The sequence below is a fragment of the Parasutterella secunda genome (assembly GCF_016901835.1).
In the GTDB taxonomy this organism is placed as follows: domain Bacteria; phylum Pseudomonadota; class Gammaproteobacteria; order Burkholderiales; family Burkholderiaceae_F; genus Aphodousia; species Aphodousia faecavium.
The window spans coordinates 52,225-74,002 of record NZ_JACJKX010000006.1 but is presented as its reverse complement, the minus strand read 5'-3'; the positions used below and the strand labels follow the sequence as shown (position 1 = coordinate 74,002).

The 21,778-nt window shown below is 43.8% G+C and carries 28 protein-coding genes and 1 tRNA gene; 16 read left to right on the top strand and 13 right to left on the bottom strand.

Annotated elements, in window-relative coordinates:
* Position 1: 1 nt before the first annotated feature.
* From H5985_RS04540 to H5985_RS04480, 13 genes are all read left to right on the top strand, one after another.
* On the top strand, positions 2-754 hold the full coding sequence (locus H5985_RS04540) for an MlaA family lipoprotein (RefSeq protein ID WP_205050132.1): 753 nt from the start codon (positions 2-4) through the stop codon (positions 752-754).
* 17 nt (positions 755-771) lie between these two features.
* Positions 772-1,419 (top strand): MlaC/ttg2D family ABC transporter substrate-binding protein, encoded by a 648-nt coding sequence (locus H5985_RS04535; RefSeq protein ID WP_205050131.1) that lies wholly within the window; start codon positions 772-774, stop codon positions 1,417-1,419.
* 20 nt (positions 1,420-1,439) lie between these two features.
* The gene (locus tag H5985_RS04530) at positions 1,440-1,718 is read left to right on the top strand and encodes an STAS domain-containing protein (protein WP_205050130.1); all 279 of its coding nucleotides are present in this window, start codon (positions 1,440-1,442) and stop codon (positions 1,716-1,718) included.
* A 106-nt stretch (positions 1,719-1,824) separates the two neighbouring features.
* Positions 1,825-3,081 (top strand): UDP-N-acetylglucosamine 1-carboxyvinyltransferase, encoded by a 1,257-nt coding sequence (murA, locus tag H5985_RS04525; protein WP_205050129.1) that lies wholly within the window; start codon positions 1,825-1,827, stop codon positions 3,079-3,081.
* A gap of 25 nt (positions 3,082-3,106) precedes the next feature.
* Positions 3,107-3,448: a histidine triad nucleotide-binding protein gene (locus H5985_RS04520; RefSeq protein ID WP_022472201.1), complete on the top strand. Its 342-nt coding sequence runs from the start codon at positions 3,107-3,109 to the stop codon at positions 3,446-3,448.
* Between the two features lie 3 nt (positions 3,449-3,451).
* Positions 3,452-3,679, top strand: coding sequence for a Sec-independent protein translocase subunit TatA (tatA, locus tag H5985_RS04515; protein ID WP_205050128.1), 228 nt, complete (start codon positions 3,452-3,454; stop codon positions 3,677-3,679).
* 59 nt (positions 3,680-3,738) lie between these two features.
* Positions 3,739-4,347, top strand: a complete 609-nt coding sequence (tatB, locus tag H5985_RS04510; RefSeq protein WP_205050127.1) for a Sec-independent protein translocase protein TatB — start codon at positions 3,739-3,741, stop codon at positions 4,345-4,347.
* Positions 4,348-4,356: 9 nt separating this feature from the next.
* A complete protein-coding gene (gene tatC, locus H5985_RS04505; protein ID WP_205050126.1) occupies positions 4,357-5,142 on the top strand; it encodes a twin-arginine translocase subunit TatC in 786 nt (261 codons plus the stop codon).
* A 28-nt stretch (positions 5,143-5,170) separates the two neighbouring features.
* Positions 5,171-5,914 (top strand): Nif3-like dinuclear metal center hexameric protein, encoded by a 744-nt coding sequence (locus H5985_RS04500; protein WP_205050125.1) that lies wholly within the window; start codon positions 5,171-5,173, stop codon positions 5,912-5,914.
* A 140-nt stretch (positions 5,915-6,054) separates the two neighbouring features.
* Complete coding sequence (locus H5985_RS04495) at positions 6,055-6,657, top strand: glutathione S-transferase N-terminal domain-containing protein (protein WP_205050124.1); 603 nt, start codon at positions 6,055-6,057, stop codon at positions 6,655-6,657.
* A gap of 22 nt (positions 6,658-6,679) precedes the next feature.
* Positions 6,680-7,060, top strand: coding sequence for a stringent starvation protein B (locus H5985_RS04490; RefSeq protein ID WP_205050123.1), 381 nt, complete (start codon positions 6,680-6,682; stop codon positions 7,058-7,060).
* A gap of 13 nt (positions 7,061-7,073) precedes the next feature.
* Positions 7,074-7,149: transfer RNA gene (locus tag H5985_RS04485), tRNA-Thr, on the top strand.
* Between the two features lie 229 nt (positions 7,150-7,378).
* Positions 7,379-8,803 carry a tyrosine-type recombinase/integrase gene (locus H5985_RS04480; RefSeq protein ID WP_205050122.1) on the top strand — a complete coding sequence of 475 codons (1,425 nt, stop codon included), beginning with the start codon at positions 7,379-7,381 and terminating at the stop codon, positions 8,801-8,803.
* Positions 8,804-8,886: 83 nt separating this feature from the next.
* On the opposite strand, the gene H5985_RS09535 is transcribed toward H5985_RS04480, so the two are convergent.
* The 9 genes from H5985_RS09535 to H5985_RS04440 all read right to left on the bottom strand — a co-directional run bounded on the left by H5985_RS09535 (position 8,887) and on the right by H5985_RS04440 (position 15,560).
* The gene (locus tag H5985_RS09535; RefSeq protein WP_275096270.1) at positions 8,887-9,015 is read right to left on the bottom strand and encodes a hypothetical protein; all 129 of its coding nucleotides are present in this window, start codon (positions 9,013-9,015) and stop codon (positions 8,887-8,889) included.
* 1,224 nt (positions 9,016-10,239) lie between these two features.
* Positions 10,240-10,560 (bottom strand): hypothetical protein, encoded by a 321-nt coding sequence (locus H5985_RS04475; protein ID WP_205050121.1) that lies wholly within the window; start codon positions 10,558-10,560, stop codon positions 10,240-10,242.
* A gap of 74 nt (positions 10,561-10,634) precedes the next feature.
* The gene (locus H5985_RS04470; protein WP_205050120.1) at positions 10,635-10,955 is read right to left on the bottom strand and encodes a hypothetical protein; all 321 of its coding nucleotides are present in this window, start codon (positions 10,953-10,955) and stop codon (positions 10,635-10,637) included.
* A gap of 80 nt (positions 10,956-11,035) precedes the next feature.
* Complete coding sequence (locus H5985_RS04465) at positions 11,036-11,356, bottom strand: hypothetical protein (RefSeq protein ID WP_205050119.1); 321 nt, start codon at positions 11,354-11,356, stop codon at positions 11,036-11,038.
* A gap of 75 nt (positions 11,357-11,431) precedes the next feature.
* Positions 11,432-11,752, bottom strand: coding sequence for a hypothetical protein (locus tag H5985_RS04460; RefSeq protein ID WP_205050118.1), 321 nt, complete (start codon positions 11,750-11,752; stop codon positions 11,432-11,434).
* Positions 11,753-11,957: 205 nt separating this feature from the next.
* Positions 11,958-13,226 carry a hypothetical protein gene (locus tag H5985_RS04455; RefSeq protein WP_205050117.1) on the bottom strand — a complete coding sequence of 423 codons (1,269 nt, stop codon included), beginning with the start codon at positions 13,224-13,226 and terminating at the stop codon, positions 11,958-11,960.
* An 85-nt stretch (positions 13,227-13,311) separates the two neighbouring features.
* Positions 13,312-14,559, bottom strand: coding sequence for a hypothetical protein (locus tag H5985_RS04450; protein ID WP_205050116.1), 1,248 nt, complete (start codon positions 14,557-14,559; stop codon positions 13,312-13,314).
* Positions 14,560-14,564: 5 nt separating this feature from the next.
* Complete coding sequence (locus H5985_RS04445; protein ID WP_205050115.1) at positions 14,565-14,789, bottom strand: hypothetical protein; 225 nt, start codon at positions 14,787-14,789, stop codon at positions 14,565-14,567.
* Between the two features lie 36 nt (positions 14,790-14,825).
* On the bottom strand, positions 14,826-15,560 hold the full coding sequence (locus H5985_RS04440) for a helix-turn-helix domain-containing protein (protein WP_205050114.1): 735 nt from the start codon (positions 15,558-15,560) through the stop codon (positions 14,826-14,828).
* Positions 15,561-16,058: 498 nt separating this feature from the next.
* On the opposite strand from H5985_RS04440, the gene H5985_RS04435 reads away from it, so the two are divergent.
* Positions 16,059-17,135 carry an AAA family ATPase gene (locus H5985_RS04435; protein WP_205050113.1) on the top strand — a complete coding sequence of 359 codons (1,077 nt, stop codon included), beginning with the start codon at positions 16,059-16,061 and terminating at the stop codon, positions 17,133-17,135.
* 259 nt (positions 17,136-17,394) lie between these two features.
* On the opposite strand, the gene H5985_RS04430 is transcribed toward H5985_RS04435, so the two are convergent.
* A complete protein-coding gene (locus H5985_RS04430; RefSeq protein WP_205050112.1) occupies positions 17,395-17,760 on the bottom strand; it encodes an HNH endonuclease signature motif containing protein in 366 nt (121 codons plus the stop codon).
* An 85-nt stretch (positions 17,761-17,845) separates the two neighbouring features.
* Positions 17,846-18,049, bottom strand: coding sequence for a hypothetical protein (locus H5985_RS04425; RefSeq protein WP_205050111.1), 204 nt, complete (start codon positions 18,047-18,049; stop codon positions 17,846-17,848).
* Between the two features lie 430 nt (positions 18,050-18,479).
* On the opposite strand from H5985_RS04425, the gene H5985_RS04420 reads away from it, so the two are divergent.
* Positions 18,480-19,538 carry an isoaspartyl peptidase/L-asparaginase family protein gene (locus H5985_RS04420; RefSeq protein WP_205050110.1) on the top strand — a complete coding sequence of 353 codons (1,059 nt, stop codon included), beginning with the start codon at positions 18,480-18,482 and terminating at the stop codon, positions 19,536-19,538.
* A 259-nt stretch (positions 19,539-19,797) separates the two neighbouring features.
* Positions 19,798-20,298 carry a hypothetical protein gene (locus H5985_RS04415; protein ID WP_205050109.1) on the top strand — a complete coding sequence of 167 codons (501 nt, stop codon included), beginning with the start codon at positions 19,798-19,800 and terminating at the stop codon, positions 20,296-20,298.
* Between the two features lie 105 nt (positions 20,299-20,403).
* On the opposite strand, the gene H5985_RS04410 is transcribed toward H5985_RS04415, so the two are convergent.
* Together H5985_RS04410 and H5985_RS04405 are read right to left on the bottom strand one after the other, a co-directional pair.
* Positions 20,404-20,988: a hypothetical protein gene (locus H5985_RS04410; RefSeq protein ID WP_205050108.1), complete on the bottom strand. Its 585-nt coding sequence runs from the start codon at positions 20,986-20,988 to the stop codon at positions 20,404-20,406.
* Between the two features lie 36 nt (positions 20,989-21,024).
* Positions 21,025-21,609: a hypothetical protein gene (locus tag H5985_RS04405; protein ID WP_205050107.1), complete on the bottom strand. Its 585-nt coding sequence runs from the start codon at positions 21,607-21,609 to the stop codon at positions 21,025-21,027.
* Positions 21,610-21,778 lie beyond the last annotated feature (169 nt).

Genomic DNA, 21,778 nt, shown 5'->3' with positions numbered 1-21,778 from the left:
TATGTCCAGCATGCTCAAAACCTCTCTGGTGGCAATTGCCTTGGGTTCAGTACTAACCTCCTGTGCGGTTGTCCCTCCGACTTCCGGTGATAATCCGAACGATCCCTGGGAAACATTTAATCGTCAGACGCATGCCTTCAATATGACGTTGGATGAAAGGATTTTGCATCCGATTGCACAACGTTATGTTGAGTATGTCCCTAATCCCGTGCAAGACGGCGTGAGTAACTTCTTCTCCAATTTAGGAGAACCCGGCAATATGCTCAATAACCTCCTTCAAGGTAAGGTCAAAGAAGGGGCGGTGAGTTTTGCCCGTTTTCTGATCAATTCTACGGTGGGTATTGCCGGACTTTTTGATGTTGCCTCTCATATGAATTTAGAAGAGGCTCCGGAAGATTTCGGTGAGACGCTGGGCGTCTGGGGTGTCAAGCCCGGTCCGTATATCGTCTTGCCTTTCTTGGGACCGAGTACTGTTCGCGATACGGCCGGCATTCCGGTTGATTGGGCAACTTATCCGCCGACCTATTATTTCTGGGGCGAAAACGATAAACGTTACTATGCCTATGGGTTGGGTGCTTTAAATGCAGTGGATACCCGGGCAAAGTTATTGGCGACCGATGCGATGCTTCAGACAGCATTGGATCCCTATGTGGCTGTGCGTGAAGCTTATCTGCAAAATCGGGAAAACCTCGTCTGGGATGGAAATCCCCCGTTGGTGTTGATGCCAGACGAGTTTGAAGACGAAGAATATTAATAAAGGAGTAATAGCCTATGTTGCGTCGAATGTTTATGGCCCTGGTAGGCTCTTTAGCAATTGCTTCTTGGGCATTACCGCTTTCAGCGGCCCCGGCTGAAAAATCCCCTGAAGAGTTTGTGCTTCGGGTCTCCAATGAGATTTTGGATGCCATCAAGGCTAATCCCAAATTGCAACAAGGAGAAAAGAAAGCCGTGGAGGCTTTGGTCGATGAAAAGATGATGCCCTACGTTGACTTTTTGCGCATGACCCGTATGGCTGTGGGGCCGAAATGGAGAGAGGCAACACCTGCCCAGCGTGAAACCCTTCAACATCTTTTCCGTGAAACCCTTATTCAAGTGTATTCGGGTGGCTTGAGCATGGCGACGGATCAGAAGGTACGAATTTTGCCTCGCGGTCAAAATGACGGAACCGAAGCGATCGTGCGTACTGGGATGAGTTCAGCTACGGACCCCAGTAAGCCGGAAATCCAGATGGTTTACCGTTTGCGCAATGTAAAGGACCAGGGTTGGAAAGTCATTGATGTGAATGTGGAAGGCGTGTGGTTGGTGAGTAATTACCGTAATCAGTACGGCCCCATTGCCGCTCAAGAAGGTATTGAAGGGTTGATTCGCCGCATGCAGGATCGAGTCAATAATCCTCAAGCACTGGCCGCCAAGAAGTAAGCTCGGCGAGGTTAGCAGCAATGAAAATTGATCAGCAAACCGTTACGTTTGAGGATGTCGGTCACTGGGAGGAGCGGGCAGAAGCAGCGCTCGCCGCCTCCGATGCGGTGTTTGATTGTTCGGACGTTTGCAGCGCTGACAGCGCCCTATTGGCATTGATTCTGAAGTGGCTTCAAGAGGCACAGCAGAAGAATTTAACGCCTCAAATCATTAACTTGCCGGAAGGAATGTGGAGTTTGGCAAAGCTCTACGGAGTGAGGTCTTTGATTCGTCCTTACTGTATAAAAACTCAAAACTGAGAGTCATGGCTGTTGCCGAGGCATCTTTGCCGGGGTCGTCGTGCAGTCGTTTTCAGTATGATTAATAAAAGAAATTTTCCGGAACACTGTCTGAGAATCTGAAAATATGGAAAAACTCAAAGTAACGGGCGGATACCGCCTTAAAGGTGAAGTAAAAGCATCGGGAGCTAAAAATGCGGCTTTGCCGATTCTTGCTGCTTCACTTCTGACGGCTGACGATTTGGTTTTAAACAATGTTCCTCATCTCTCGGATATCCGCACAATGGGTAAGTTGTTGAGCGGCCTGGGTATGGTCGTGGAGCGTGAGGAGCAATCCGAGACAGTACGGTTAAACGCAAAAAGTTTGACAACGTTGACCGCTCCATATGAATTGGTCAAGACGATGCGGGCTTCAATTGTTACGTTAGGCCCGATGCTTGCCCGTTTCGGAGAAGCAAGAGTGTCTTTGCCGGGAGGCTGTGCCATCGGTGCCCGACCGGTCGATCAACATATCAAGGGTCTGCAAACGCTTGGTGCCGAGGTTGTGATTGATCACGGCTATGTTGTCGCTAAGGCTAAAAGATTAAAAGGTGCCCATATTGTCACCGATATGGTCACGGTAACCGGAACGGAAAATCTCCTGATGGCAGCAACTCTGGCCGAGGGTACGACAGTGATCGAAAATGCAGCCCGGGAACCGGAAGTGGTCGATTTGGCTAACTGTCTGACTGCGATGGGGGCAAAAATTCGAGGAGCGGGGACGCCTGTGATTGAAATCGAAGGAGTTTCCTCATTGCACGGAGCCACGCACTCGGTTTTACCCGACAGAATTGAAACGGGGAGTTTTTTGGTTGCGGCTTTGATGACTCGAGGTGACGTGACGGTTACCCATGCTGCTCCGCATACGCTGGATATCGTGTTGGATAAATTGCGCGAGGCGGGGGCTCAGATTGAGACCGGTGAGGATTGGATTCGGGTGAGTATCGATAAGCGTCCCAAAGCGGTCAGCGTCAGAACGGTCCCGCACCCGGGGTTCCCGACAGATATGCAGGCGCAATTTATGGCGCTTGATACCATTGCGGAAGGGACGGGTCGTATCACGGAAACTATTTTTGAAAATCGTTTCATGCATGTGCCGGAATTGCAACGACTCGGTGCCAATATTACGGTTGACGGCCATACTGCGGTGGTGACCGGTGTTGAAGAACTTTCCGGTGCTAATGTCATGGCAACCGATTTGCGGGCATCGGCCTCTCTGGTCATTGCCGGTTTGGTGGCTAAAGGTGAAACGATAGTCGATCGTATATATCACCTGGATCGTGGTTACGATCATATGGAAGTAAAATTGGCCTCGTTGGGCGCATGCATTGAACGCATCGCTTAATCGGATTATTTTCGAAGGAAGTATTATGCAAGACTGTATCTTCTGCAAAATTATTAAGGGTGAGATCCCTTGCAAGAAAGTCTATGAAGACGAAGATGTATTGGCTTTTCATGACATCAATCCTTCCGCGCCGATTCATTTTCTTCTGATTCCGAAAAAACATTTGGTTTCTTTGGCCGAGGCCCAGCCCGAGGACACGCCGCTTTTAGGTAAAATGCTTGCCTTGGTGCCCCAGTTGGCTAAAGAGCAAGGCTGTCAGAACGGTTTCCGGGTAGTGATCAACACCGGGCGCGACGGTGGTCAGGAAGTGGGTCACTTACATATTCACGTAATGGGCGGTCCGCAACCGTGGCCGCGTAGGAGTTAAAAGATGGGAAGTTTTTCCATTTGGCACTGGTTAATCGTTCTTTTGATTGTGGTGTTGGTTTTCGGCACCAGCAAATTGAAGAATCTCGGCCGTGATTTAGGCGGTGGTATCAAGGGCTTTAAAGAAGGTCTCAAGGAAGGCCAAGAAGAAGAGCCCAAGAAAGTGACAGATGACAGTCAACACAATACTGTTGATGTGACCGCTAAAGAAAAGGCTGAAACGAAGAAATAAAAGTTATAGAGTCAAGCAGGGCGGAGGTCTTTTGATGCTTCGCCCGCTTTTTGTTGCTCATGTTTGATCTAGGCTTTACAGAAATCCTGGTAATCGGTGTGGTGGCACTTGTGGTGCTGGGACCGGAGAAAATGCCTGAGGTGGCTCGGGCAGCGGGGCGCTTTTTTGCTAAAGCACAGGGCTATATCTCACAGGTTAACGGCGAATTTGAACGTGAATCACAGCTGTCCGAAATAAAAAAATTGCGTGAGGAATTTGCTTCCTCGGCCGAGGGACTTCGCCGATCGGTTACCGAGGTTCAGACAACATTGACGCAAGAAGCCAAAGATGTGAATCACGCTCTCGATGATTTGACCAGCCGTGATAATCAGAAGACCGAGACGCCGGATCCATATACGCAATTTAATCAGGCGGAATCTACTTTGGTAGCGTCTCAAACCCCGAATTCTCCGAGCCCATTCAGTTGGGAAACTGACCCGACGAGTTCCGATGCCTACCGTTCACAATATGTTCCGCGTCGTTATAAACCGAGTCCCTCGCTTGATGACGTCATTGCCGAATTGGAAGAGCTGCGCCGAGAGATGGCCCTGCCTCGTAAAACGCTCGGTGGCTACAACAGACGCTATGCTCCGAGGGCGCGGGTTAATCGTCCCCGCATTTATCGATGAGAGTCACCGATGAGTGAAAATAAAAAGCTCACATACGAGAGTCCGGAAGATGAAGAGGTTGATCGCGAGCAGCCTCTGATGTCGCATCTGCTCGAGCTCAGAAGTCGTTTGGTGAAAGCGGCCGTGAGTGTATTGGTGGTATTTGCCGTACTCTCACCTTTCATGAAACATATTTTTGACTTTTTGAGTCAACCGCTGATGGCGGCCTTGCCTCAAGGGGTGAAGATGCTTTCCACCGGCGTGGTGGCTCCCTTCTTTGTTCCGTTGAAGGTTACCCTGTTTCTGGCGTTTTTAGTTGCCTTGCCTTATGTGCTTTATCAGGTTTGGGCTTTTGTGGCTCCTGGGCTTTATAAACGGGAAAAACGACTGATATTTCCGATTCTTGCCTCCAGTATCGTGATGTTTGCTGTGGGGATGCTCTATTGCTACTTCATTGTTTTTCGGATGGTTTTCATGTTTATTGCAGGCTTTAGTCCTGAAAGCGTGAATTTTGCTCCGGATATTGATGCCTATTTCAGCTTTGTGATCACCATGTTCTTTGCTTTTGGGGCAACTTTTGAAGTACCGATTGTTGTCATGGTGTTAAACCGCATGGGAGTGGCAAGCTATCACGGATTGACGAAAGTCAGACCTTATGTCATTGTCGGCGCCTTTGTGGTGGCGGCAATCGTGACGCCGCCCGACGTGATGAGTCAGTGCCTGTTGGCTGTGCCTTTGGTTGTACTCTATCAGGTAGGTCTTTGGTGCGTGAAGTTGTTTGGTAAAAAAGACGAAAATCCCGACACTCAGTCTTAGTTTTTCTCTTTTAGGTTGAGAGGTTTTTATGCATAGATCAGAACTGATTGGGCAACTCAATAACCTTTTGCATCCTGAATTCTTCAAAGATTATGCCCCAAACGGTTTGCAGGTTCAGGGGAAGACAGAAATCAGACGTATTGTTACGGCGGTGTCGGCGACACAAAATGTGATTGATCGAGCGATCGAATTACAGGCAGACGCATTGCTTGTGCACCACGGGTGGTTTTGGAAAAACGAAAACCCGACTGTGACCGGTACAAAATACAAACGACTTAAATCGATTCTGTCTACTGATATGAATCTTATAGCCTATCACTTGCCCTTGGATGCTCATGAAACGCTTGGCAATAATGCTCAAATGGCGAAACTGTTAAAGGCAACAAACGTTTGCGGCGGACAGGAGGGGAGCTTTGTCTGGAGCGGAACCATTGAACCGCGCTCCGTCAGAGATTTGGCAAACTTTTTAAGTCGGGCGCTTAATCGCCAAGCTTTGGTTTTGGGTGATGAATCACTTATTGTCTCTCGTTTGGCATGGTGCTCGGGTGCAGCAGAAGATTTCTTCGAATCAGCCATTGCCATGGGGGCTCAGACTTACATCAGCGGAGAAGCGACCGAGCGTACCACTCATATGGCTCGGGAAAGTGGCGTTCCTTTTTTAGTTTGCGGACATCACGCCACTGAGCGTTTGGGCATTCAGGCACTCGGGATATGGATCAAAGAAAATTTAGCTCTGGAGTGCGTTTTTGTTGATGATGATAATCCGATTTAACAGATTGATTTAAAAGAAATATTTGTTGAATTAATGGCGAATTTCAGTCGAAACTTTTAAAATTAATCTATGGTGCGTCTATAAGGTAGCGTGTATTTCTGCTCATTTGAAAAATGTTGCGCCTCAAGGAGTAAGAAGAGATGATTTTATATTCTGGTACGACTTGTCCGTTTTCTCACCGTTGTCGTTTCCTTTTGTATGAAAAGGGAATGGATTTTGAAGTACGAGATGTGGACGTAAACAATATTCCGGCTGATATTCTCACGATGAATCCGTACGGAGAAGTGCCGGTGTTAGTCGAACGGGAATTCTTTCTCTATGAAGCTAACATCATTTGCGAATATTTGGATGAACGTTTTCCGCATCCGCAACTGATGCCGGCGGAGCCCGTTTTGCGCGCACGGGTTCGTCTGTTTATGTTCAATTTTGAGCGAGAGCTCTTCACGCACGTCAAAACGCTTGAATCCCGTCAGGCTGACGAAACCGCTAAGGAAATCGCCCGGACCAATATCCGAGATCAATTAACGGCAATGGCTCCGATTTTTACCAAAAATAAATATATTTTCGGCGAAGAATTCACGATGCTCGACGTGGTGATGGCTCCGTTGCTTTGGCGTCTCGGTGTTTACGGCATCGAATTGCCCAAATCAGCTGCTCCCTTGCATAAGTACGCTGAGCGACTTTTCTCTCGTCAATCTTTCATTGATTCCATGACGCCTTCTGAAAAGGTGATGCGTCGTTAATTTCTGCTACGAGTGGTTATATATGTCGAGACCTTCCATTAAATCGTATTTGGTTCAGGCCATTTGGAACTGGTGTACAGATGTTGGACTGACTCCGTATGTGTTGGTGAAAGTCAACGACAATTGTGTCGTCCCAGAGGAATTCGTGGAGGACGGTCAGATTATTTTTGATATTTCGACCGAAGCGACACATAACCTTACTTTTGATGACCGAGAAATCAGTTTTGAAGCTCGTTTTGGAGAGAGGGCGCTGCGTTGCCGGGTGCCTTATCGCAATATTGCAGGGATGTTTCCGCAAGAAGAACCTAATAAGGGCATGATGTTTAGTCCCAATAGCGATGAGCCTGAAGAAGAGGAAATTCGCTCTACCCCTCCCAAACCGGTCTTTTCTCGTGTAAAATGACGACTCCTTTGATGCCCGTTTAGCTCAGTTGGTAGAGCAACCGCCTTGTAAGCGGTAGGTCGTCTGTTCGAGTCAGTCAACGGGCACCAAAATCAGTCGCTAGCTTGGAAAAGCTGGCGATTTTTTTTGACATCTGAATCTTTAAAAAATCTTTTAATATCAAATAGTTGTAAAAAGTTGTTCGACGTTCTTGGACTCGCTTGGACTTGCTGGCTATAAAGTTACATTTACTCAAAAACTACACAACGACCTACACAATGAACTACACAATGGAACGGCATAATTCTTCAAATTGTTACAAATTCAGTAGAACAAAATATGCCAAAAAAGCATTTCCAAGATTCAAAAGGTCGACGCATAGAACGGATTGCAAATGAAACTCAATTGAAACAATATTTGCAGGGTTCTTGGGCGGAAAAAAGTTTAGGTATCGCCATTGAGCCTGGCTTGAGAATTAATCATGCAACTCATGCTTGGGATTTACTTTTCGAGCGCAACAAATGTCGCACTCATCGTACATTAGGGAAGTACCCAAAAGTTAGCTTAAAAGAAGCCGTAGAAAAGGCAAGAGAATGCAAAGTAGTAGTTAACCCGCGAAAACAAACCTCTTCTGTCCAGTCCTCATTGGAGACTCAATTACTGATAGATGATGTGATTGAAGAGTATTTCCAATACAGATATAAGTCACTATGTGAAAGGCGAAGCAATAAAGATCCGTACAAAAGTGTAGAAAGGATGCGTTATCAATACGCAAAATTTATAAGGCCAGTCATTGGAAATCTGCCTATATCTATGATTAAAACTTCTCACGTTATCGCAGTGTTGTCACCAATTACTGCCAGTGAGACAACTCGATCAAAGACGAAGGCAGTACTTTCTAAACTCGTTCAATGGCTAGTGTTTTCAGGCAAGGTAGATGTTGATCTCATGCAGATTGATTGGTTTTTAGTTAATCGGGCGCTACCACCGTGTTCAAACATTGAAAGACATTACGCGAGGCTTGGTTATGATCGGATTCCAGAGCTAGTGGAAGATATTTTTCTGCGGTTAAATATTGAGAAAGAAAGGGACTATGTAAGTTCGTTAGCACTTTTGCTTCAACTATTAACAGCTCAACGAGCAGGAGGTTTTTTGGCATTTGATAGAGCGATTATTGGGGAGGGCAGAATGTGGTTTTCTACCTGGTCAAATGTCAACTTTGAGGACAAGATTTGGACAATTCCGCCCAATTGTTTAAAGGTAACAATCATAAGAAACCAATATGCTCAGCCTCTAAAAATTCCTTTGGCAGAGGAAACTATCATTGTCCTTAAACTCATTAAAAAGTTTTGGAAGGAACGTCGCGGAATTAATTTGGCTCCGATCGACTTTGTTGTTCCTAAATACGATGATCTGACGCGTGCACATTGCTCTCATTGTCTTCGGCTTCTTTTGAAACAGATGCACCGGGAATCCCTCCAACGTGGGGGAATTGGGTATCATGACCCAGATCAGCCCGGCCGAATTATTACCCCTCACGGTTTTCGTTCGACATTTGAAGACTGGTGCTTATCTCGAGGCTTTTCTTTAATCGATGTTAATAAGGCATTGGCACATATTGGAAATAAGGTACAGGAAGCCTATCAGAGGGAGGCTCTTTTAAAAACACGTAGGCCCATGATGGACGCGTGGGCAAAGTTTTGTTTTTCAAAAGTCGATCCGACTGTACTGGCGCGTTTTGCTCAGTCCGTTGCTGGATATTGACTGTCATAAAAATGAAATTTCCTCGTGAAACGTGCCACGTAGGAACATACAGGGTAAACACTTGTGAAACTCGGCCCCACCTGTTACGGTTTCGTGCGGATTACCACATACAAGACGAAGCTTGCGAGCATCAGGTCAAGCCTGATATCGCCCGTGACACTCACGTCAAAGTGTGCGATAATCAACGAGCACGAGGTAAGATCATTGAACATACATCACCTCATGTTGAAGGACTAGGCTCGGTGTTCGCGCGCTGGGCTTTGTCATTTTCGCTCCTATTGTTGGTGCTTGAGGGAACTTATTATCGGGTGCTTCGAATGACAATTAGGCACGAAAATTAAACGAGAAGTGATGGTCAAAAATATGCGATAATCAACGAGCACGAGGAGAGCATATTGTGCATGGCATCACCTCATGTTGAAGGACTAAGCCCGGTGTTGCAGCACTGGGCTTTGTCTATTTCACCCCCCTTGCGGGGACCCTTTCGGCTTTCGGTGTAATTCTTTTCGCGCGAATTTCTAACCATCGTGTCATTAGCTTCAAAGATATTGCTTCTGTGTTCAAGTCTCAATTGTGTAAGGGGCGGAAAGGGAGTTTTTTACTGTCGAAATAAGGGTAGATATTTCCACGTCGCTTAAAGTGGACTACAGCTCGTTTTAATGCGTTTAGGCGCTGATTGTGATGATGGGTAAGATGTAACAAGAATGTGGTAAGGCTGTTTGTGGAGAAACTAAAAAAAGTCGTTTGACAACAAGCTAAAAAATTCTCTTTTTGAGTGATGTCATTTTCCTAAAATTCAAAAAATATTACCCTTCTTATCTTATTGGTAATATAAATCGAATTTTAAATTTTAAGGGTGTTTTTCAGTAATTCTTTCAAAAATCTAAATTACCATCAGAAATTCCCATATAGGTAATAAAAAATTTTTTTTAGGTTTTTCTTCTGAAGGAAAAAATCAAGCATTAATCAACAAAATCAAAATTGAATTTATATTACCAATATTGGTAATAAAAGAAGAATTAAAGCTTTTTCTTTTGAATAAACTCAAAATTGAATTTACATTACCAATATTGGTAATAAAAGAAAAATTTAAGTTTTTTTTTGAACAAAATTAAAATCGAATTCATATTACCAATATATTGGTAATAAAAATAAAATTTCGAGTTTTTAGTTCCAAAAAAAACATTTCAAAGTCAGTACGGCTTGGATAAAGTGATACTAGTGAAGTTATTCGTAATGAACTAACAAAAATAGTTTCCTACACAGAAAATTCTGTGGAAGATAAGTGAGGATTAGTTGGGTTATTCGTCAATGAATTAAAAACGATTTTTGGTTGGTCTTTATCTTTTTTCTGTGTCCAAAGACTTTTAACCCAACCTCGAAAGTTCTTTCTTTTCTTAAGTTTTTAGAAAAGACTACTGTTCAAAAGAGTTTTGTTATTTCGAATACCACTTACGGCAATACGCATACATTTCAGCAGAGGTAAGCTTGAGTTCATTCTTTTGCCTCTTATAGTGGGTAAAACAGGCTAAGTCAGGCCAATAGAGCTTGCCCTCTTTTCTCATCGTCCAGCGGATTGAAACATCCAATACGACCGTGGTGTTGTAGTCATCCCAACGGTCAAGGTCTTTGAGTAAAACCTTAAGCTTCATCCGCTCACGCCTACGAAAGCGTTTATGCCAACGGCGCTTATCGGGCGCTTCAGAGACATCTCCGTGCCAGCCTAAAAACGGCGAGTGTCTGTAAGAGCGACTCATGTCATTTTTCCTTCATGTAGTTGAACTTATGACATGGCGCACCTCCTGTAATCGTTTGGTTTTGAAGTGCCCCGTTATTTCGTATGCCACTTGCGGTAGTAGCGGAAAGCTTCGGGATCCTTCAATTTAAATTCATTCTTTTGACGCTTAAACCAGATGAAGTACGACAACTCCCTCCAGTAGCGGCGTCCATCCTTGCTCATACCCCATGTATCGGACACATCCTTATGATGGGTGGTGAGGTACCCGTCCCAACGATCCATGAGCTTGACAAGGGATTTAAGTTTCATGCGTTCACGCCCCCGGAACCGCTTGTGCCAAAGACGTTTGTCGTAAGCTTCGGACTCAACATTGCAAATGCCAACAAAGGGTGAACGTCTGTATGAACGACTCATGATTGTTTCCTTTTAGTGTTATACCTACGTCATGGGCACCTCCTTATTTGTCCGGTTGATTGTTTTATTCCTTGTTAAGCTCATTTGAAATAGTGTTTAAGGTAGAGCCAAAACCATTTAGGATCATCATTTTTTAGTCTGGCTTTCCCGTTTTTTAACCAAGTCAGATAAGCCAATTTCTTTGAGAAATGGTGATCTTCTTTCAACATGACCCATTCGTCCGATACCTCAATGGGGAGAGTGGAGAAATACTCTTCCCAGTAGTCAGGATCCCGCACGAACTTGAGCATTTTGGTGCGTTCTGCAGCACGGAGCTTTTTGTGCCAAATACGCTTTTCCTGCGCTTCCGACAATTTTTTGTTGAAGGCAGAAAACGGCGAATGCCTATGAGAACGGCTCATTTTTAACCTCTTTGAGTTGTTGTAACTAAGTCATAGGCACCTCCTCATCATCATGTTTAGGTTGACATTTAATTGTTAAGGGTTGGACTCCAGCCGTTTCCGTTCTTCTTCCCGGCGGCGTTTGGCCATGTCCGAAATGTAGAAGAACACCTGTTGGCTTCCATCGGCCTCACACTTGCCCAGATCTTTGGGCAGCCACTTCAACAGGTCTTTGCGCTTAAAAGGCAGACGGATACCGTAGCTAAATTTCAGATCTTCAAGAGCTGGGAATACATCAGTATTCCGGTCAATGATTTCATAGAGTACATACAGATCCTTCAATTTGTGATTCTCACGAAGCCAACGGTGGAGCAACCGTTCCGTAGACTCCAGCGTTTCCAAAGAGTAAGCCCTCATGAAATGAAACAAAGCGCTTTGTTTCTTAAAAATACGAGCGTCTCTGGTTGGTTGAGGTCCATATTTCATGAATTTCTCGAAGCTTCTCCAACCTTCCTTGGAGAGCTTCAATTTAGAGCCAGAACTCTGTGCGCAGTAAAGAGGATCGTGGTAATGCCAAAAGAGGGAATCCTTCCATTTGCGCAAGACCCGAAGCGCAAGATATCTATTTTTTCGAATCTTCATCTCTCATTATCCATCTCAAAGGCACAAAGGGTTTGTTTCGATCAATCAGCGGATCAACCTTACCATCCCAGTCAACGAATGTACCATCGGTTGCTAGTTTTACGCCCAGCTTGTCCTCCAATGCCCAGACACGATCCCGATAAGTCCAGCGTGTTTGGTTGATGATGTCGCCCTCAAGATGACCATTGGTCAAACCCAAAATATGGGCAATCAAGATCCAGTGTCGCCACTCAAACAGATAAGATGTAAAGATCATGTCTCTGGCAGGCAAAAATGTGGCTGCCCACCGCCCTTGATCGTCTTTACCGATCTCGCATCCAAAGAGCAAGGGACAATGAGTCGTACGATCCTCGAAGTGGTAAGACACTAGCGCTTGGGAGGCTTGCTGGCAAATGGTCTCTAAATGCTCCCTATTCTTATCTGACCAAGTTGAATCTTTTTCAACCGATTGAGTCATCGTAATGTCGAAACCCGGAAAAAGAGCAGATTGAGTTGTGTGATATATGAATGCCAAAAGGGCTTGAGCGTCCGAATCCTCCAGCTGGGTGACTCGAGCAATAGTCAGTTCCTTTAATAAGGGCAGTTGATTTTCAAATTCTGAGGCCGTCATCCCATCGGGGATAAAACGTCCTCCTTCATCTACTTCTCTGTTAAGCTCGGGTGCACGTATTTCCTTGGCAAGAATCTTATCGAGAACATTTACCCATTCTTCGGCTTTTTCATCATTATTGAAGTTCAAAATCCGAGGATGCTGAACATTCATTTGGAACTGTTTTTCAAATGCTGCCAACTCTTCTTTCAGACTTGCTTCAATGGCTGCTGGCTCAGATGAGGATGCTTGAATCAACTGCCCCACCAAAAGCCACTTCTCTTCATTGGAGAGTTCGCTCTTGAGCATTTGCCTCAGATCGGAATCGGTCTCTATCTTTAAAATCCAACGTTTCCCATCATCAACAATTAACTCCTTGAATCGAGGAAAGAGATATTTGTTGATAGAAATTCCAATCATGGAGTCAACAATTGCTGTTTCAAGAAGCTGACGCACGGTAGCAAGCAGAGCCTCTTTGTTTGTAAGCAAATTCGGATTGGTTTCTTCATCAGGAATGTAATAATCCACCTCCAAAGCTTCGCTGTCTGAGTGCTCTAAAGGGAGATGCTGAATTACCAATGCCAACAGAAACAGAACCCAGCGATCACTTTTTACCCTTACTTTTAAATGATTTTTCAGATCTATGTAGCGTTCAAACATTAGTTTCTTTCCTATAAAAACACTCTTCGCCTTGTGAATTCCTAAGTTTCGTACATTGTTCGATCAAGACTTCTTTGGGATGAGGTCAAGAGTCATTCTCCTCCTTCAGCCTCTTGTTAAGCTCAATTTCGCCTAAGAGTTCTGTGGGATGATGACTCCATACTTTTAACGGCTTGTTTCGGTCTAAAACAGGGCTTATGTCACCATCCCAAAGGAACGAGCCATTGACTGAGATTTCAATACCGAATTCATCTTCAAGGGCCCAGAAATATTTTCGAAATTGCTTTTGCACTTGGGTGACAAAATGAGGGCCGTTCGTGGCTTCTCTTGTTCCGAGTATCTGCCCCATTAGATACCAATGATTCAATTCACCGTCTTGGTAAGAGGGATCGTCAAACTTGAAGCTGGCACGCCAAGGTGACGTTGTTACTTCCAAAGTGCCAGAAATAGGTTGGGTGCGAACATAATTTTGACGGATTTCTGTTTTGGAGGTTTCTATAACCTGTCTGCAAATTGATTCTAAGTACGGAATATTATTATCCGACCAATTGGACCAAGAGGCAGTGTTAGGGTGTAAGTAAATCGAAAAACCAACTAAAGAATGTTCCTTACAGTGCAAGATAAAAGCTTGTAAAGCGCGGGCGTATGGATCCGCTAGAGGGGTGTAGTAACAGGTTGGAGCTGGGAAAAATCTAGAAGCCGAGAGACGCACTTTACATCCCTTTGTGGCTGATAGAGTCCTGATCTCATTGTTATCTGGTCTAACTACTCGAGCGGGGCCCCTATCCCAAAGCATAGTGATATTTACAAAGTTCTTCGGCAACGGTTTTTTAGTAGTGTGAGGAACTACTTTAGAGAACTGAGCACTTATATCTACATCGAGCCCGGACTGGCGCAACTTTCGATATAAGTGCTCTGTAAATCCTAATTTTAGGTTGGAAGAGTACTCAGTTAGCTTCCAAAGAAGGGGAAGTAATCTATCGTAATTTACGTTAGGCTCCATAAGATCCATTGCATCGGGTTCGGGACTAACTTTGAAAATTTTCCATCCATTCTGTGTGCTTACCTGTACTGCTTTAAATAATTGCACTGAATAATCATCGTGAAGGATCATTGTTGATGCAAGTGATCGGATGGATACACGCAGATCCTCAATTTTCTGATTTCCCTCTTCTTGCGAAAGAGGATAGGAGATAACGAGCGAGTGCCACGGCTTCACTTCTGACGATCTACAAAAGCTGAGGTAAAAAGCTAGAAGAATACGAGCAAAGATGTCAGAGGGAGCATCAAGAGATGTATTGCTCGGAATAGAGAATTCAAAATCACTAGACATACTCTTTACATTTCCTTTTGAAGTTTTGTTGAGCCGCATTCACTCGTTATGCATACACTTGATGAAGAATCCTGAATAACTTCATCGTTATTCAATAAAGAATCAGTTTCAGGATTGTGGAAAATATTTTGTAGCAGGTAACAAAAACGAGGATCTGTTACCGTTGTTAAGAAATCAACCTCGGCGTCTTCGCCTAGCTTGATACTCGAGATGTCTTGTAACTCAGGCATGATGCCTCCGCAGTTTATACGGAGACAAGACCGAACTTATTCAGTTTTGCTCAAATCAGTTAAGTCTGCTTTGTTATAACGATCCAACAGAATCAGATGTTCTTCCAGACAAAATGATTTTTGCAGATCTTGCTCCAATAACCTCAAAAGTATGTTGGATGGTCCTGTTGGTTGGCTTGCGCCACTTTCCCATTTTTCGATGGTGCTGGTAGCGACATCAAGGAAAGAAGCGAATTCCTCACGTGACATCACATAGGCTTGTCTGATTGTTTTTATCCTATCCGGAGAAATTTGTTCTCTAGGTAGTCTTTTCCTTGCCGCACTACCATCTTTAATTTGTTTAGCTAATTCTTTGATGGCGGTTACGTAGGGTACGACGTCACGCTCTTTTGCTTCAGTTTTTATTTTTTCCCCTAGGGTGGACTCGTTAATAGTTTGAGTCTCTCCAACTTCAAGCATAAGATAAGTTCGAAGTCCAATTTTCTCAATGAGAGCCATGAGTGAACTAACTTGAGGAGGAATGGCCTCATTGGGCCGCTTCTCCCATCTTGCGATAGTTGTTGCATCAGTTCGCAAAACAGTGGCTAACTCAAACTGAGTTAAGTTTTGCAACTTCCGGTAATCAGCAACTGCCTTTCCTGTCCATTTAGGCCTATCCATATACCCTCTGTGAAGACAATAGAGATACCAATCAATGCTGGAAATCCCTTCTCTTCTCAATAAAGCGACAACAGTCTCGTAGGGTGAATTTTTAATCTGACCGAGTTGCATGGTGTAATGGACTCTCACATATTGATAGTGCATCACATAATAACATGCATTTTTTTTACCGTAATTTTTGCAAGATTTTTGTTTATATCCCGTAAAATTTACGATATTAAATCAGATTAAATGTATAGTTCAATACTATAAGATGCATTATATAGTATCGTAAACTGACTTTTCCATCTGAAGTTGTCTCAAAAATTAAACTCGGTATGTAAACCAGTTATAAATTCTTTTTTAGGGTTGGTTGAGGCAATAAAAATTACTATCGGAAATGCTCATTTCCGTGACTTGTGAAGCCTGAAATAGATTGTTCTTGGAAAGAGTCTTTGGGAGAAAAATAGTGAACACAGATCTTTTCGTATTGGATTACTTACTGAACGGTCAACTGACGACAGAACGAGCTAAGAGTCAGAGTCCGTCTATGGGTAATTTTCTAATTGCGTCATTACGCAATTTTGCGTAATATTAACTACGCAAATTTTCGTTACGAAAATTCTTGATATGGCAAATAATCCTTTTAAATACGGCACGATTGTTCAAGAACCCTACTTTACTGACCGTAAAGAAGAACTCGCAACCATCAAAGAGTCTTTGAATTCGGCCAACCACCTTATTTTGATCAGTCCGCGTCGCTTCGGTAAGACGAGTTTAATTCTTAAAGCTGTTCACGCTACTAAGCGTCCTTACATTTTTATTAATGTTCAAAGGGCAGTCAGTACAGCTGATTTAGCTGAATTGATTGTCAAAGAAACACTAAAGCGGTATCCGCTTGAACGAATCAAATCTTTTTTGAAGCACTTTCGAATTATTCCAACTATTTCAATCAACCCCATTACCAATGGGATAGACGTTACTTTTAATCCCGGGGTGGATTCAAACATCTTGCTTGAAGATGCCTTGGGTTTATTGGAGATGGTCAGTACGAAAAAAGAACGATTAATTGCCGTCTTTGATGAGTTTCAAGAGATTTTGACGCTCGAAAAGGGGATCGACAAAAAGCTGCGCGCCATCATGCAGGAACAAAGTTTGGTGAATTACGTTTTCTTGGGAAGCCAAGAAAGCATGATGACGAGCATTTTTGAGAAAGTGAAATCGCCTTTCTACCATTTCGGACAATTGATGCACCTGAAGAAAATCCCATTTGAAGATTTTCATCAGTATGTCCAAGAAGGACTGAGCGCGGTAACAACGGAATCAAACGATTTGGCCAAACGTATTTTGAACATTACCGGCTGCCATCCGGACTATATTCAGCAACTCGCCGCCAGCGTGTGGGATCTTTTGAACTATAAAAAGCTTGACAGGGAAGCGGATGCGGTTGACACCGCCATGACGCAACTAATCGCCGTTCACGACTTGGACTTTGAACGGTTATGGACTGGGTTTACTAAAAATGAACGTCGAATCTTGCGTGATCTCGCCACTCTCGGAAAATTGTCCAGCAAAGACGGCTATGCCACAAGCACAACCTACTCAACCGCATCGCGAATGCTGAAGGCCGGCTACCTCATTAAAACCGAAACGTATGAAATCGAAGATCCGTTTTTTAAAAATTGGTTGTTAACGCGATTGTCGTAGAAAATCGGGGCAGCCTCAAAAGAAGCGCCTCGGACTCGCATCTAACATTCCTTCAATTGATAATCTCACTTACCAAAGGTGATCTACCAAAGATTTGCCAGCTAAACTCCAAGTAATTGCTCTTGTTTATAGAATAGCTCCCGATGAACATTCATGTAATGTTTTTGCTCATCATTGAGATGAAGCTGAATTGGATTGTCAATTCCTAAAAAAGACAGCTGTTTTTCCGTTAACGTTTTCGAAGCTAGAAGGTTCCCGTTTACATCAAAGGTAATGAGATGACGATCGAATAAAGCGTCGATGTAGCACTCAACAATAGACCGTTATTAAGATCGTACTTTTCAACATCCGTACATTCTGCATAGGCTTTGATGTGACTGGCGCGCAGGAGCGGTTCGATATCAATACCCGTGACCATACATTTCCCAGCCCATTGCTTGATCAATTTCTTACGGAACTCACCTTGTTGTAACCTTGCTTCCACAGTTATTTCTTTATCTGTTGGTCGTCCAATCAAACTTGAGTCCAATGGTTCGGTTGATTGAGAAGAGGGACAAGCTGCTCCGAAAACAAGATTAAGAATTTCCTGTCCGTGTTTTCGTATTTCATCATCTGATGGAGGCATTTGAGTGCTTTTTCTATGACACTTATCCTTGATACTAATACCGTTAAGAATAACATCTTCTTGTTTGTAGGCAACAAGAGCATTGTTAGGACTTTTTTTGTCCTTTTATTCCGTATCTAACTTGTCCGCCTAAAACTACGTATCCTAATAAGAGCTCAACATCGGAAATGATTATGATTCTTTCTTTTTTCTCTAAATCTTTATTCCAATAAACATGGTATGTATCGTCAATTGTGTTGAGAACCCAAGTTTCTCCTTTACGAATAATAGATAAATCAATACGTTCCATTTTTTACTTCTCCTGAAAAATTCGTTTTTGATTTCGTTTTGATTTTTACTTACCGAGTTACATAAAGCCGTATTTTCTGGACTCTAGCTAGAATATCAGGTTCATTAAAGCCAATTGAAAAAGTGGACGGAACCCAAATATCACAGGACAGTCTCTATAACTTAAAATCGTTATAGAGGTTTTTTATCATTCTGTCCTAAAACCGCGTCACCTTAACAAAGGTTTTGCCGATAAGCACTTAAAGATTGAAGAGGGTATTGCTTACTTGCCGCTTTATGAGACGAGTTTGCTTTGATGGTGCATATTCCCATTGTTTTTCGTCATTCATTGACATGAACTAACGGCACAAAGCGACATTAACAAAGTGTTCAATGGCTGATTAGATATACTCAAAGTTCGTTTTAACGCATCTTTCAAAAAGGATACAACAATGCGCAAAACACTTGTTGCACTATCTCTTGGACTTGCGCTTAGCGGCACGGCTTTGGCTGCCGATGATTTCCGCTTAGTCATTCACGGCGGCGCCGGCAATATCGTCGAGGGCCGTTTTTCGCCTGAAGAAGAAAAGGCCTATCACGAAGGTCTGCAGGCGGCTTTGAAAGCAGGCTATGAAGTGCTCAATCGCGGTGGCACTTCCGTCGAAGCGGTAAAGGCTGCTATCAACCAAATGGAACTCAATCCCATTTTCAACGCCGGTCGCGGTGCCGTTTTCACCAATGAAGGGAAAAACGAGTTGGATGCCTCCATCATGGACGGCAAGACGTTGACAGCAGGCGCTGTTGCCGGCGTGACCAACGTCAAGCATCCAGTGAATTGCGCTGACTTGGTTCGCACCAAATCGCCCCATGTCATGATGGCTTCAAAAGGCGCAGAAAAATTCTGTGCGGCCAATGGTGCCGAAATCGTCGATCCCAAGTGGTTCTTCACCCAACATCGCTATGATCAGTTGAAAAAAGCTCAAGAAAAAGAACAAATCCTGTTGGATCACGACGGCGCCAAGAAAACTTCCAATGCCGAGCTCTACATCGATCCTTTGATGTACGACTACAAATTCGGAACGGTCGGCGCAGTTGCGCTGGATAAACACGGCAACCTCGCTGCTGCCACCTCCACAGGCGGCATGACCAACAAGCGTTTCGGTCGTATCGGCGATAGCCCCATCATCGGTGCCGGCACCTATGCCAACAACGACACGGTGGCTGTTTCCGCAACCGGTTCCGGTGAAATGTTTATCCGTACTTCTGCCGCTTACAACGTTTCCGTACACTACAAGTACGAGGGTCCTGATGTGCAAAAAGCCGGCGAAGCGGCCATTAAGGATGTCGGCGCCATCGGCGGCACCGGTGGCTTGATTATCTTGGATCGCAAGGGTCACTACGCCTTCCCGATGAATTCCGCCGGTATGCACCGCGGCACCATCGGTCCGGACGGGAAACCCATGACCGCGATGTACGGCAAGGAAAAATTGCGTGAGTACAAAGCAAAATAAGGCGCTCTAGACTCCTTTGAACCGCTCGAAACCCGAGCGGTTTTTTTCTGTCATTAGAAAACCCCCAGCTAAGTCATCAATAGACTTGCAGTTCAACAGCACGCTTTCAGACGGTGGCATTATTGCTTTTTGTTTCAAACTTTTAATGCGAAAGTTTTGCCGGCAAAACTTTTATCTCTTAAATTAAACCCATACTCGTAAAGTTCAAGAGTTTGGATCGTAAAATAGAGGAAGGTTATAGTTTGAAATCGGTTGCACTATGAATCGTTCGATTTTCATTCCATTACTCTGTGTTTTGAGTTTTCTCTCTTTTAGTGCGTTCAGCACGCAGACGCTCATCACAAAAGATGAAGCCCTAGATATTGCTATAAACAATGCTGGTGTCCCGATGCGGGATGTTTTTAACATCAAAGTTCAGTCAGATAGTGAGGGTCAAATTTCAGTATTCCAAGTTGAGTTTGAAACAAATTATGGTGACTTTGATTATTCAGTAACCAAAAACACAGGTCTGATAATTGATGCAGACTGTGAAGTGGACGAGAAGTGGATAGGTAAACAAACTTCCGTCTCTGACTCAATGAATGGGTTAATAAAAGAAATTAGTCGCCGGGTTCCAGGCTTCGAAGTAAAAGCGCTTCGTTTGCGCTCTGAGGGATCCCGTTGGGAAGGGGAATTTTGGGTTAATAGCATGAAGTATGAATTTGAAGCTGATAAACGGACAGGAATTATTTCTGATTGGAATGCAGAACAAAGACAATAATTCTCAAAAGATCGATACAAACCAAAAAAGAAAAAGGGGAGGGGAGTGAAGTCTCCTTTTTTACGATGTGAAAGTTTTGCCGGCAAAACTTTTTTCGCGGACTATTTAAGAACTGGAGTGCGAATTAATTTTTGCTCCGTCATCCACAATAATTCTTTCCGGTTCCATATTCCAATCTTCTTCAAATACGCGATCGCCGTACCAACCCCAGCCGCCCTGCTTCCCGAAGTCACAATAAGTTTTCATTAAGAGTGAAATAAAAGCATCCCGGTCAACTACAAGGTCGTAGTGATAATCCAGCTGATCTCTTGTGGCCTCAATTTGAAGTTGTAAAAGCTTACAAGAGAGCGTCCATACTTTAAAAACTGTTATTCGGCCCTCTTCGTTAACTTCCCAGATTTTGACGTTATCATCGCCACCGTTCGTTAACAGTGCACGGGAAAACCAATGTAATTCTGGTATCGGATCAAAGGCCTCGCTGCAATGCAGTTGGAATTGGAATTGACGTCTTGAGCGCTGTTTCTTTCTCCATGGAACAACTTTATGGTTTTCGTAAAGTTCTTCATTGATAGATATGAGCCACTTCCACCAGCCGGCCTCGATTTTTTGTGTTGATATTTCTAATGAAGCGGGCATTAAAGGGATATAGGGGGGCTCTTCTCTTTTTGCAAAGTTAAAACTATCGCACATAACTTGCTTCCTCATCTAACTTTCTAATCTTTTGGATTATTGATTGACTTTATTCCTGCTATCCAAAATGATTTTAGATGGGTCAACCTCGCCATCTTGTTCAAAAATGGAATTGCAATGCCATCCCCAACCACCTTGTGTCCCAAAGTCACCGAAGGTTTTCATAAAAAGCTCGATAAAAGATTGCCTGTCAACGAGAAGATCATATCGATAGAAAATCTCCTCACGTCCGTGTTCACTTTTGGCTTCAATTTCAAGTTGTAAAACCCTATAAGAAAGGGTCCAGACTTTAAATGTTGTTATTCGACCTTCTTCGTTCACTCGCCAAACCTCGGGGGACTCGTCAGTACAGTTGTCTATGAGCCTCCTTATAAAACAGTGCAGCTCTGGAATTGGATCGTAGACTTCGCTGCAATAGAGTTTAATGTTGAAATGCCGACGTATGCTTTCATCGTTCTTCCATGCGGCAATTCCGTTGTTTTCAAAGATTTCTTCATTAATACGAATATTCCAATCCCACCAGCCGGCGTCAATTTCTCTAGTTTCTATTTCGAGTGAAGCGGGCATCACAGGAACATGGGGAGGATCTTCTCTTTTGGGAGGATCGTAGCAGTTACACATAGCAAATTTCCTCCATTGACTCTTTTAATCATTAGATCAAAGTCTGCTTCAGAATGAGATGTATGAAGTTATTCATTCTTTGTACCTCACAAATTGATGGAAGATCTAGTATTTTGGAAAAAAGTTCTGAACAAATTAAAAAGTTAGAGTTTGATCGGTAAAACGGATT